Here is an 11,739-nt window from a genome sequence, read left to right as displayed (position 1 = left end):
CGTAATCGGAGCCGTCCGTAAAGGGGTAGCCGATGGCAAAAAACAACTGATTGAAGTGCCCCTGACCAAATCCAATTCCATTACTCATATCACCAATGGGGTTTCCGGGGGAGCCAAAGTGGTGGTTCGTCCCGCCGCCCCTGGTACCGGGGTAATTGCCGGTGGCGCTGTTCGTACTGTGCTAGAGCTGGCCGGAGTTAAGAATATCCTAGCTAAACAACTAGGCTCCAATAATCCTCTCAACAATGCCCGGGCTGCCATCAACGCCCTGGAAACTCTGCGCACTTTCTCGGAAGTGGCGGAAGAGCGGGGAGTTGCCGTGGAGCATCTCTACACCTAAGCCCAAGGTCCTAAGCCTTTGGTAGGTGAAAATTCCATCTCCTGTGAACTTAATTTTTGATATTAGCCATGAATTTGAGCGAACTCTCTCCCAATGACGGTGCTAAAAAACGCCGTCGCCGTGTTGGCCGGGGTATTGCGGCAGGGCAAGGCGCTAGCTGTGGTTTTGGTATGCGGGGCCAAAAATCCCGTTCCGGTACCGGTACCAAAGCTGGTTTTGAAGGGGGACAAATGCCCCTCTACCGTCGTCTGCCTAAATTAAAACACTTTCCCCTCTACAACCCTAAGCATTTTACTGTGGTTAACGTCGGTAAGTTGGCCGGTCTAGCCCCCAACACCGTGGTCACCCTGGAAAGCTTAATGGAAGCGGGTATTGTCACTAGTAACGACGGCCCTTTAAAAATCCTGGGCAACGGAGAATTAGCCGTAGCTCTCACCGTCCATGCTCCCTGTAGCAAAGCGGCCCAAGCCAAAATTGAAGCAGCCGGTGGCAGTGTGGTGGCGCAGGGCTAACAATGGTAACCAAAATCCTTCCCCATCGCCGGGGAGAAGGGGATAATAGGTTAATTCATTGTTTTGCTTCATCCCTCGCACTTTTACTCAGGTATAAATAAATGGTCGTAAGTCGAGACAAAGCCCCCTCTGCCCAGGAAACTTTCCTGCAGATGGCCCAAGCGGCTGGCCTTAGGGGTCGGCTGCTTATTACTATTGGGCTACTAATTCTAGTCCGGGTGGGAATTTTCATCCCGGTACCGGACATTGATCGCCAGGCCTTTAGCCAGGCCATCAACGATAACTCCGTTATTGGTTTTTTAAATATTTTTACCGGGGGTGGTTTATCCACCGTGGGAATTTTTGCCCTGGGCATTTTGCCCTACATTAACGCTTCCATCATCATGCAACTGCTAACAGCGGCCATTCCTGCCCTGGAAGATTTGCAGAAAAATGAAGGGGAAGCAGGGCGGCGGAAAATTTCCCAATACAGCCGTTATATTGCCTTTGGTTGGTGCATTATCCAAGGTTTGGGTTTGACCATTGGTTTACTGCGCCCCTATGCCAACAACTATGGCCCCCTATTTATTTTTCAAACGGTTTTAGCCATCACCGCCGGCTCCATGTTTGTGATGTGGATTTCGGAGTTGATTACAGAAAGGGGTATTGGTAACGGTGCTTCCCTGTTGATTTTTGTCAATATTGTGGCCACCCTACCCCAAACCTTGGGTCAAACCATTGAGTATGCCCAGTCCGGGGGCAGGCAGTCCATCACTGCGGTGGTACTGTTGATGCTGGTTTTCCTGGTCATGATTGTGGGTATCGTCTTTGTACAGGAAGGCACCAGGCGCATTCCGATTATTTCTGCCCGTCGTCAGGTGGGTAAAAAGCTCTATCGGGAGCGCACTAGCTATTTGCCCCTACGCTTGAACCAAGGGGGGGTAATGCCGATTATTTTTGCCTCCGCTGTGCTGATTTTGCCTTCTTCCCTGGCTGGTTTTGCCACTGGCAATGAAGGTTTAGGAGGGTTTGGGGAAATTCTCGTCCAAATTTCCAACGCTTTGCGCCCCGGTACTTGGGTCTATACCGTGGTTTATTCCTTGATGATTTTCTTCTTCAGTTATTTTTACGCCAGTCTGATTGTTAACCCAGAGGACGTATCAAAAAATCTGAAAAAGATGGGTTCTAGTATTCCTGGTATTCGCCCTGGGAAAAAGACTGAGCAATATCTAGAAGGAGTGCTTAACCGTCTCACCTTTTTAGGGGCAATTTTTCTCAGTTTTGTGGCTACTCTGCCCATTTTTGTGGAGCAGGCTACCGGAGTGACTACTTTCCAGGGTTTGGGGGCCACATCCCTGTTGATTTTGGTGGGGGTCGCCATTGATACGGCAAAACAAATCCAAACCTATGTCATTTCCCAGCGTTATGAAGGGATGATCAAACAGCCCTAGGGTGTCCTTGGGCATTGATGGGAACGAATTGGTAACGATGGATCGTGCATCAATGGAGCAATTTTGTTGATCACATCGTTAAACAAATGGTGCGGTTGGGGGAAGTTGACACAGACATTTCCTTGACCGCTTTTTAATAGTAATTTTCTGGAGTTTTTAAGGACTATGGCCATGGCTAAAGGTTTAATTTTTCTAGGGGCCCCTGGCTCTGGTAAAGGTACCCAAGCGGTGGGTTTGGCGGACACCCTTGCTATTCCCCATATTTCCACTGGGGATATGTTGCGCCAGGCGATCGCCGATGGCACAGGGTTGGGCAACCAGGCCAAGGGTTATATGGATAGGGGAGAACTGGTGCCCGACCAGCTAATCCTGGGGTTAATTGAAGAGCGATTGGGTCATAAAGATGCCAAAGCTGGCTGGATTTTGGATGGCTTTCCCCGTAACGTTAACCAAGCAATTTTTCTCGATGAGTTGTTGGTTAATATTGGTCACCGCACCCATTGGGTCATTAACCTTAAAGTTCCCGATGAAGTGATTGTGGAACGCCTGTTGGCCAGGGGGCGGGCGGATGATAACGAAGCCACCATTCGTAATCGGCTGCTGGTTTACACAGAGCAAACTGCTCCCCTCATGGCCTATTACCAGGAACAAGGCAAACTTTATTCCCTCGACGGCAACCAGCCGGTGGAAGCCATCGCCGCCAGCCTAGAAAAACTGGTCAAACCCTAGGAAGAAAATGTCAAGCCAAGCATAGGTTGGCCAATGGAGCAACCTAGATTTGTTATGATTAAAGATGGCGCTTTTTTCGATATTTTATTCCATTCTATTTTTAGGAGGTCATTAACCGCTTGTCTAAACAAGATTTAATTGAGATGGAAGGCACGGTGATGGAGTCATTGCCCAATGCCATGTTTAGGGTCGACCTTGACAATGGTTTCAACGTTTTGGCCCACATCTCCGGCAAAATTCGTCGTAACTACATCAAAATTCTCCCCGGCGATCGGGTCAAGGTGGAATTAACCCCCTACGACCTCACCAAGGGGCGTATAACCTATCGTCTTAAAAATAAAAAGTAATCATTAATTTGACGATGGCAAAGGCTAAAAATTAATGCCTCCCCTCGGCGGGGAAAGCTGATTTAATATTTGCCATGACACGGGCACGATAACTTGTTATAATTAAGAGCTTGCAGTGTTGCCAAAGAAAATCAGGCATGAAAGTTAGAGCTTCCGTTAAGAAAATGTGTGATAAGTGCCGCGTTATTCGTCGGCGCGGTCGTGTGATGGTCATCTGTTCCGCCAACCCCAAGCATAAACAGCGTCAAGGTTAGCAGTTCCCCTAGTGATTACCATTCTGGTCTGTCTTAAACCCTACTCCATAAATTTATTGAACTTATTTAGAGGAAAATCAACGTGGCACGCATAGCTGGTGTTGACCTGCCTCGGGATAAGCGTGTGGAAATCGCCCTCACTTATCTGTACGGTATTGGTCTGTCGCGCTCCCATGAAATTCTGGACGCAACCGGGGTTAGTCCCGATGTCCGAGTCAAAGATCTCAGTGATGAAGATGCGCTGAAGTTAAGAACCTACATCGACGAAAATTATGAGATCGAAGGTGATCTCCGTCGTTGGGAGGCCATGAACATCAAACGTCTTGGAGACATCGGCACCTATCGTGGTCGTCGGCATCGCCAAGGCTTACCAGTGCGGGGACAGCGTACTAGAACCAACGCCCGTACCCGTCGGGGCCGCCGCTTGACCGTTGCCGGCAAGAAAAAGACCCCAGCGAAGAAATAATCTTCCCCCCATCCCTGTCCTGTTTATTGAAGCTTTCAAGCAATCATTATGGCGCGTCCTACCAGAAAAACTGGGCCCAAAAAAGCAAAAAAGAATGTCCCTAGCGGGGTGGCCCACATTCAATCTACTTTCAACAACACCATTGTTACCATTTCCGACATTCGCGGTGATGTGATTTCCTGGGCTTCCGCTGGTTCTAGCGGTTTCAAAGGAGCTAAAAAAGGCACTCCCTATGCCGCCCAAACCGCTGCTGACTCCGCCGCCCGTCGGGCCATGGAACAGGGCATGCGGCAACTGGAGGTAATGGTGAGTGGCCCCGGCGCTGGTCGGGAAACTGCCATCCGGGCCCTCCAGGGAGCTGGTTTGGAAATCACCCTGATCAGGGATGTTACCCCCATCCCCCACAATGGTTGTCGTCCCCCCAAACGCCGTCGGGTCTAGGACAGTTAGATTTTTTGCTAACAGCTTTTTTGAGCAAATCGTAATTTCCTCTGACTGAGATAGCGTCGGTCAAGCTATTTACACGGAGATATAAGGGAGGTCGCGTTAGTGGCGCAGTTTCAAATTGAGTGTGTGGAATCCAGCACCAGAAAAAATCAACAGCAGTACAGTAAATTTTCCCTTGAACCCTTAGACCGGGGCCAGGGAACGACGGTGGGAAATGCTTTGCGACGGGTGTTGTTGTCCAACTTGCCCGGAGCCGCGGTAACGGCTATCCGCATTGCGGGGGTTAACCATGAGTTCGCCACTATTCCAGGGGTCCGGGAGGATGTTCTGGAAATTATGCTGAACATGAAGGAACTTGTGCTCAAAAGCTACACCGATCAGCCCCAGATTGGCCGTTTAACGGCGATCGGTCCGGGGACGGTGACAGCGGCCCAGTTTGAGGTGCCTTCGGAAGTGGAGGTTATTGATCCCAACCAATACATTGCCACTTTGGCAGAGGGAGCCAAACTGGAAATGGAATTCCGGGTGGAACGGGGCGTCGGTTATCGGATTATCGAGCGGGGCAAGGACGAAAATTCATCCCTGGATTTTCTCCAAATTGACTCGGTGTTTATGCCGGTGACCAAGGTCAATTACACGGTGGAAGATATCCGAGCCGATGGCATGAGTCCAAAGGATCGGCTGATTCTAGACATTTGGACCAATGGCAGTATTCAGCCTCGGGAAGCGCTGTCGGAAGCCTCTGACATTATTGCTAATCTTTTTATCCCCCTTAAGGATCTCAATGAGCTGGAAGCGGCCCATAGCGATTACCAGGACGAGGTTAACCCAGAAAGTCAAATTCCCATTGAGGAGTTGCAACTTTCTGTCCGTGCCTATAACTGCCTGAAGCGAGCCCAGATTAATTCCGTGGCGGATCTACTGGAATATAGCCAAGAAGATCTACTGGAAATTAAGAATTTTGGTCTCAAATCCGCGGAAGAGGTGATTGAGGCACTGCAAAAACGTTTGGGTATTACCCTGCCCCACGAAAAGGCTAAAGCTTAACAAGCTCAATGGGTTTGACTACTGCTTCTGGCCTTGGAGTAACCCCCTGTTGTTAATTTTTTAGGAGTTCAGTTACCATGCGACACAGATGTCGAGTGCCTCAGTTGGGGAAGCCCGCTGACCAAAGAAAGGCCCTCCTGCGGGCTTTGACCACAGAGTTGATCCGCCACGGGCAAATCAAGACCACTAAGGCTAGGGCTAAGGCGGTGCGTTCCGAGGTAGACCGCATGATTACCTTGGCTAAGGACGGTTCCCTGGCTGCCCGTCGTCGGGCCCTAGGTTACATGTACGACAAGCCCACAGTCCATGCTCTATTTGCGGATGCTCCCAGCCGCTATAAGGATAGAGATGGTGGCTATACCCGCATTATCAGGACTCTGCGTCGCCGGGGTGACAATGCGGAAATGGCTGTGATTGAATTGGTCTAATTAGACGGTTTGTATTGATGCCTTCCTCTCCGTCTGCTGGTAAACAAAGGGTGGCCTTGGTGATGCAATATCTGGGCACCCGTTTCCATGGCTGGCAACGTCAACCTAATTTTTCTTCTATTCAGGAGGAAGTGGAGTTGGCGATCGCCAAAGTGGTGGGTCAGCCCGTCACTCTCCATGGTGCCGGTAGAACGGACGCCGGGGTCCATGCGGCGGCCCAGGTGGCCCATTTTGATGACCCGGTGGGACAAATTCCTCCCCACCGTTGGAGTAAAGTCCTGAATGGTCATCTTCCCCAGGACATCTTAGTGAGAGGGTCAGCGGCGGTGGATAGCCGTTGGCATGCCCGCTTTTCTGCCCTGTGGCGACGGTATCGTTACAGCATATATACGGATCAGTGGCCCAATCTGTTCACCGATGCTTACAGTTGGCACTACTACCGTTTTCCCCTCCAGGAGAAGACCATGCAGGCGGCCATGGAACCACTGCTAGGAAAACATCACCTAGCGGCTTTCCACCGAGCCGGGTCAGCCCGGACCCATTCCTGGGTGGAGGTGCAGGAGGTTGACTGTTACCGTCGAGGGCCCATGGTCTATCTAGAAATCCAAGCCAATGGTTTTCTTTACGGCATGGTGCGCTTACTGGTGGGCCTGCTGGTGGAGGTGGGCTCTGGACAACGAAGTCTGACTGACTTCGATAATATTTGGGTTAATCAGCGGCGGGATTTGGTTAAATATGCTGCCCCCGCCAAGGGTTTATGCCTACTGCGGGTCGGTTATGAAAATTTTCCCTTGCCTGATTCCCTTTGGTTTGATAGTCAGCCTCTGTGGCAATTCACTGGCTAGCCGAACCAAATTAGCAAGGCAAATAATTATGCCCCGTTATTAAGCGGGGGTATTTTTGAAAACTATGAACAAAACTGTATTACCAACCATCGACAACCTAGACCACAAATGGTACGTAATTGATGCTGAGGGTCAACGCCTTGGCCGTCTTGCTACCGAAGTGGCCACCATTTTACGGGGTAAAAATAAGCCCACCTTTACCCCCCACATGGACACCGGTGATTTTGTCATTATTATTAATGCGGAAAAAATAGAAGTTACCGGCAGAAAACGGGAGCAAAAGTTGTACCGTCGCCATTCCGGCCGCCCCGGGGGCATGAAGGAGGAGACCTTTGAAAAACTCCAAGTTCGTTTACCGGAAAGAATTGTCGAAAGTGCTGTCCGGGGAATGTTGCCCAAAAATAGCCTCGGCCGTAAGTTGTTCACTAAGCTGAAAGTCTATGCTGGCCCTAGCCATCCCCACGCAGCTCAACAACCCGAAACCCTTGTTATCAACACTATTCCTGCAGGAGCTAACTAATGCAAGCCAACGATTCCAGCAATAAAGTCGTCTATTGGGGCACCGGCCGTCGTAAAGCGGCGATCGCCAGGGTTCGTCTTGTGCCCGGTCAGGGGGAAGTAATTGTTAACGGTAAGCCTGGGGAAATTTACTTCAACCGCATTGCCAACTACATCCAAAGCTTGAAAGCGCCCCTAGAAACCCTTGGACTGGAAGGGGAATACAATATTTTGGTCAATGCCCACGGTGGCGGCCTAACAGGGCAAGCAGATGCCGTGAAGCTAGGTGTGGCCAGGGCCCTGTGCCAACTTTCCCCGGAAAATCGTCAACCCCTAAAAGCGGAGGGCTATCTCACCAGGGATCCCCGAGCCAAAGAACGGAAAAAATACGGTCTCCATAAAGCCCGTAAGGCCCCCCAGTACTCCAAACGTTAATTGGAGATTTGGATTTACCACTCTATTGGAATTATTAGGACTGACCATGCCAAAAGCTGACATTCACCCCACCTGGTATCCCGATGCCAAAGTCACCTGTAACGGAGAGGTGATTATGACCGTTGGTTCCACCAAGCCAGAAATCAACGTAGAGATCTGGTCCGGTAACCACCCCTTCTACACTGGTACCCAAAAAATTATTGACACGGAAGGCCGTGTTGACCGCTTTATGCGTAAGTATGGCATGAAGGAAAAAACCGCCGAAGACAAACAAGATAAGAAAAAGAAATAAGTAAGCCAACTTTTTCTTTACTGCCAAATTCCCTCTGGGTATGCCTTTGGGAAAACTAAACCTTGACTTAATATCTTTTTTGAGTCTTTTTGAGCCAGGCCTTTTGACGGTCTGGCTTTTTGCTGGCCAGAAAAGAGCTGCCCAAGGTCGGTAAATACCCCATTGCAGATTATGAGAGGAACCGATAGGATTGTTAACATAAGTTTACAAAGTGAATTGTATGTTAATTGCCGTCTGCGCTTTCTTGGTCCTAGGTTTTGCCCTGCTCCAACAACTCCAGCCCAGTTCCGCCCCCGAGGCGATCGCCGTTAGGGTAAGACACACTGACCGTCGTTACTAGAATTGTGAACAAAAATTAAAAATTAATTCTTTCCCCGGGAGCAGTCCATGGTAGTGTCCAAAAATCTGATTCAACTATTAAAAAAGGAATTTTCACTGTCAGCGGAGCAAATTGCCTGGGGACTGAAACAAACCGAGGCCATGCCCTCATATCTGCCAGTTATTTTTTGGCAGTATGGTCTGATTGATACATCCCAGTTGGATCGTCTTTTGGATCATTGGGGTTAGTGCCCCACTGTTAGGTACAAGTCGTCAAGAATTTTTCAGAGTGGTGCCCGGCCTTATCATGGGCAAACATTAGAATGAAAATGAGATGACCTATCTATTGAATCCCATTGCTTACTGGGTTCCATATCTTTTGAGATATCAATTTAAATTAAAGTGATCACAATCTTTCTCATCCGACCTTGGTTATAGTAACGGACAGGAAGATTTATCTAAAAGAACAAGACTGCAAATATTGACACCAAACCCCAAAAGTGTGATAGTGATAGTTTGTGTGAACTTTCTTATAATAAAAGCTCTTGGCTAACGTTATTGTTATCGGCGCTCAGTGGGGCGACGAGGGAAAAGGTAAAATCACCGACTTATTAAGTCGATCAGCGGATGTGGTGGTGCGGCCCCAGGGGGGCGTAAACGCAGGCCACACGATTGTAGTTAACGATCAGACTTTTAAGCTCCACCTCATTCCTTCGGGTATTCTCTATCCAGATACAGAATGTATCATCGGTTCGGGGACGGTCATTGACCCCAAAGTCCTATTGCAGGAATTTGACCAGTTGGAAGCGTTAGATGTTTCCCTCGATCGCCTGTATATTTCCCAGACTGCCCATGTGACCATGCCCTTCCACCGCTTGCTAGACCAGGCATCGGAAGAAAAAAGGGGAGAACATAAAATTGGCACCACTGGGCGAGGCATTGGCCCCACCTACGCTGATAAATCAGAGCGCATGGGAATTCGGGTGGTGGATCTAATGAATCCCGAAATTCTCCGGAAAAAATTGCTTTGGACCGTTGAGTATAAAAACGTTGTTTTAGATAAACTCTACGACCTGCCTCCCCTGGATCCGGAAACGGTGATTGCGGAATACACCACCTATGCCAATCGCCTGCGGTCCCATGTGGTGGACAGTTCCCTGAAAATTTACGAGGCCATACATCAAAGGAAAAATATTCTCTTTGAAGGAGCCCAGGGCACCCTCCTGGACCTAGACCACGGCACCTATCCCTACGTCACCTCCTCCAACCCCATTGCAGGGGGAGCCTGTGTGGGCGCTGGCATCGGCCCTACTATGATTGACCGAGTCATCGGTGTCGCTAAAGCCTATACCACCCGAGTGGGGGAAGGCCCCTTTCCCACAGAATTGGATGGGGAACTAAATCAACATCTCTGTGACCGGGGAGCGGAATTTGGCACCACCACTGGTCGGCGGCGACGCTGTGGCTGGTTTGATGGGGTGATTGGGCGCTACGCTGTGCGTATTAACGGTTTAGATTGTTTGGCCATTACCAAACTGGATGTGCTGGACCAACTGGAGGAAATTAAGGTTTGTGTTGCCTATGAATTAGATGGCAAAACCTGTGATCATTTCCCCGGCAACGCAGCGGAATTTGCCCGGTGTCAGCCCATTTATAAAACCCTCCCTGGGTGGCAGTGTTCCACAGAGGAATGTCGCACCCTGGAGGATTTGCCTCCCCAGGCCCTGGATTATTTAAAGTTCCTGGCGGAATTGATGGAGGTGCCGATCGCCATCGTTTCCCTAGGGGCCAGTCGGGATCAGACAATTATTGTCGAAGACCCCATCCATGGGCCAAAACGAGCCTTGCTCCATGCCAACGGCGACCCAGTGGCTTAGGTTTGCCCCTTTGTTAACCCTGATTATTATTTTTACGAGTATTACCATGGCCCTTTCCATTGAATGTCAACAACGTCCCGAAAAAGTCAATCCTAGAGCTTTGCGTCGGGAAGGTTTAATTCCCGCCACCCTCTATGGTCACAATGGCGCTGAGTCCATTTCCCTGGTGGTAGACCACAAAACAGCTATCACCATGTTGCGGAGTGTCACCGTCAAGGAAACCCCCATCGAAGTTAAAATTCCCCATCTTTCCTGGGAAGGGGAAGCGGTGGTGCAGGAAATTCAGTGCCATCCCTGGCGCCGCAATCTTTATCATTTAGCTTTCTTTGCTGGCAAAAAGTAACGATATTCCCTCAGCTCCTGGGGATAGGGAAACACTTTAGAAACCAATGGTTGGGGAGATTAGCGGACTTTGTCCAAATTTAAATTTCGCCCCTGAATTTGCAACTCTCCTTAGTCGACTAGATTTAAGGAGAGCTTTTTATTGGTATAGCGGATTCAATGAAAAGCACAGCGGAGCAGCACACTAAAATACTTGCAACACAATTTTTTTACAAAAGATTGCCACCTCAATTTTATTTTAAGTAGCTACAACTTATTGATTTTTGAAAACATTTTGGTTGCGCAGAACAATGAAGCCGTGCCGAACTAGACCACCTAGGAAAGGCGAAGAAGAGAATGGTTTCTGGGAAAAAGATCACCAGCCGCAAAGGTCCCCCAAGCCCATGTTCGTACTTGGACAGGCTTGGACAGGCACGATGAAAGGAGAGATGCCCTATCCATAGTGCCCATATCTTGGTTTAGTCTTCGCCCATCATGGATTGGAGATAATTTTCTAGTCCAGAATTGCTGATCAGCCATTGTTGGGACTCTAACCAATCAATTTGTTCTTCGGTTTCCTCAAGAATTTCCGACAACACATCCCGGCTTACATAGTCCCGTCGGGTTTCAAAGAAGGCAATACTGTTGACTAAGCCTGCCCTAATGCCCTGGTTCATGGTCAGATCATTGTCCAGGATTTCCGGTACCGTTTCGCCGATGAGAAGTTTTTCTAAATTCTGGAGATTGGGCAGCCCTTCTAAAAATAAAACGCGCTCGATCAGGCTATCAGCCTGTTTCATTGCCTTGATGGATACTTTGTATTCGTACTTATTGAGGTGATTTAGCCCCCAATTTTTGCACATGCGGGCATGGAGAAAATACTGGTTAATGGCGGTAAGTTGTAATTTCAGCGCTTGGTTGAGGTGTTGTCTGACTTCTAGGTTGCCTTCCATGCTGTTATCCTCTGATGTGGGGTTTCGGTTAATGTTGTTGTTTCCATTTTTACCCATTCACGGCACAGTGATGGGCTTCTTTACCCCAACAGCAACAAATTGTTTAAATTATTCTAATGTTTTGCCCCCGGAAAAATTGCCTTTCTCTCCAAGGCAGCGTCCCCCTCTGACCCTAAACTGAATCAATTATGGCTGATTTG

The 11,739-nt window shown here is 49.1% G+C and carries 17 protein-coding genes and 1 pseudogene; 17 read left to right on the top strand and 1 reads right to left on the bottom strand.

Annotated elements, in window-relative coordinates; genetic code table 11:
* From IQ219_RS09475 to rplY, 17 genes and pseudogenes are all read left to right on the top strand, one after another.
* Positions 1 to 340: pseudogene (locus IQ219_RS09475) on the top strand (30S ribosomal protein S5); the annotation flags it as partial.
* Between the two features lie 68 nt (positions 341 to 408).
* Positions 409 to 852, top strand: a complete 444-nt coding sequence (rplO, locus tag IQ219_RS09470) for a 50S ribosomal protein L15 (RefSeq protein WP_190596104.1) — start codon at positions 409 to 411, stop codon at positions 850 to 852.
* Between the two features lie 101 nt (positions 853 to 953).
* Positions 954 to 2,282: a preprotein translocase subunit SecY gene (gene secY, locus IQ219_RS09465; protein ID WP_190596102.1), complete on the top strand. Its 1,329-nt coding sequence runs from the start codon at positions 954 to 956 to the stop codon at positions 2,280 to 2,282.
* A gap of 171 nt (positions 2,283 to 2,453) precedes the next feature.
* The gene (locus IQ219_RS09460; RefSeq protein ID WP_199309525.1) at positions 2,454 to 3,011 is read left to right on the top strand and encodes an adenylate kinase; all 558 of its coding nucleotides are present in this window, start codon (positions 2,454 to 2,456) and stop codon (positions 3,009 to 3,011) included.
* A 119-nt stretch (positions 3,012 to 3,130) separates the two neighbouring features.
* On the top strand, positions 3,131 to 3,358 hold the full coding sequence (gene infA, locus IQ219_RS09455) for a translation initiation factor IF-1 (RefSeq protein ID WP_010871959.1): 228 nt from the start codon (positions 3,131 to 3,133) through the stop codon (positions 3,356 to 3,358).
* Positions 3,359 to 3,495: 137 nt separating this feature from the next.
* Positions 3,496 to 3,612 carry a 50S ribosomal protein L36 gene (gene rpmJ, locus IQ219_RS09450; protein ID WP_010871958.1) on the top strand — a complete coding sequence of 39 codons (117 nt, stop codon included), beginning with the start codon at positions 3,496 to 3,498 and terminating at the stop codon, positions 3,610 to 3,612.
* An 82-nt stretch (positions 3,613 to 3,694) separates the two neighbouring features.
* Positions 3,695 to 4,078, top strand: a complete 384-nt coding sequence (rpsM, locus tag IQ219_RS09445) for a 30S ribosomal protein S13 (protein WP_010871957.1) — start codon at positions 3,695 to 3,697, stop codon at positions 4,076 to 4,078.
* 48 nt (positions 4,079 to 4,126) lie between these two features.
* Positions 4,127 to 4,519 (top strand): 30S ribosomal protein S11, encoded by a 393-nt coding sequence (gene rpsK / locus IQ219_RS09440; protein WP_010871956.1) that lies wholly within the window; start codon positions 4,127 to 4,129, stop codon positions 4,517 to 4,519.
* A 108-nt stretch (positions 4,520 to 4,627) separates the two neighbouring features.
* On the top strand, positions 4,628 to 5,572 hold the full coding sequence (locus IQ219_RS09435; RefSeq protein ID WP_190596096.1) for a DNA-directed RNA polymerase subunit alpha: 945 nt from the start codon (positions 4,628 to 4,630) through the stop codon (positions 5,570 to 5,572).
* A 77-nt stretch (positions 5,573 to 5,649) separates the two neighbouring features.
* Entirely contained in the window at positions 5,650 to 6,000 is a 351-nt protein-coding gene (rplQ, locus tag IQ219_RS09430) for a 50S ribosomal protein L17 (RefSeq protein ID WP_010871954.1), read from the top strand.
* Between the two features lie 17 nt (positions 6,001 to 6,017).
* Positions 6,018 to 6,845 (top strand): tRNA pseudouridine(38-40) synthase TruA, encoded by an 828-nt coding sequence (truA, locus tag IQ219_RS09425; RefSeq protein ID WP_194072432.1) that lies wholly within the window; start codon positions 6,018 to 6,020, stop codon positions 6,843 to 6,845.
* A 64-nt stretch (positions 6,846 to 6,909) separates the two neighbouring features.
* Positions 6,910 to 7,365, top strand: coding sequence for a 50S ribosomal protein L13 (rplM, locus tag IQ219_RS09420; protein WP_010871952.1), 456 nt, complete (start codon positions 6,910 to 6,912; stop codon positions 7,363 to 7,365).
* On the top strand, positions 7,365 to 7,778 hold the full coding sequence (gene rpsI, locus IQ219_RS09415; protein WP_010871951.1) for a 30S ribosomal protein S9: 414 nt from the start codon (positions 7,365 to 7,367) through the stop codon (positions 7,776 to 7,778). Before rplM ends, rpsI begins: the two co-directional genes overlap by 1 nt.
* A gap of 46 nt (positions 7,779 to 7,824) precedes the next feature.
* The gene (gene rpmE / locus IQ219_RS09410) at positions 7,825 to 8,070 is read left to right on the top strand and encodes a 50S ribosomal protein L31 (protein ID WP_190596091.1); all 246 of its coding nucleotides are present in this window, start codon (positions 7,825 to 7,827) and stop codon (positions 8,068 to 8,070) included.
* Positions 8,071 to 8,457: 387 nt separating this feature from the next.
* Positions 8,458 to 8,637: a DUF2949 domain-containing protein gene (locus IQ219_RS09405; RefSeq protein WP_194072431.1), complete on the top strand. Its 180-nt coding sequence runs from the start codon at positions 8,458 to 8,460 to the stop codon at positions 8,635 to 8,637.
* 296 nt (positions 8,638 to 8,933) lie between these two features.
* Positions 8,934 to 10,265, top strand: coding sequence for an adenylosuccinate synthase (locus tag IQ219_RS09400; RefSeq protein ID WP_190596088.1), 1,332 nt, complete (start codon positions 8,934 to 8,936; stop codon positions 10,263 to 10,265).
* A gap of 46 nt (positions 10,266 to 10,311) precedes the next feature.
* Complete coding sequence (rplY, locus tag IQ219_RS09395; RefSeq protein ID WP_041425930.1) at positions 10,312 to 10,608, top strand: 50S ribosomal protein L25; 297 nt, start codon at positions 10,312 to 10,314, stop codon at positions 10,606 to 10,608.
* A gap of 457 nt (positions 10,609 to 11,065) precedes the next feature.
* Here the strand turns inward: rplY and bfr are convergent, their stop codons facing one another.
* Complete coding sequence (gene bfr / locus IQ219_RS09390; RefSeq protein ID WP_194018941.1) at positions 11,066 to 11,539, bottom strand: bacterioferritin; 474 nt, start codon at positions 11,537 to 11,539, stop codon at positions 11,066 to 11,068.
* Positions 11,540 to 11,739: the final 200 nt, after the last annotated feature.

Origin of the sequence: Synechocystis sp. LEGE 06083, assembly GCF_015207725.1 — a bacterium.
In the GTDB taxonomy this organism is placed as follows: Bacteria; Cyanobacteriota; Cyanobacteriia; order Cyanobacteriales; family Microcystaceae; genus Synechocystis; species Synechocystis salina.
The sequence above is the reverse complement of the archived record's forward strand: the minus strand, read 5'-3'. Positions and strand labels throughout refer to the sequence as shown.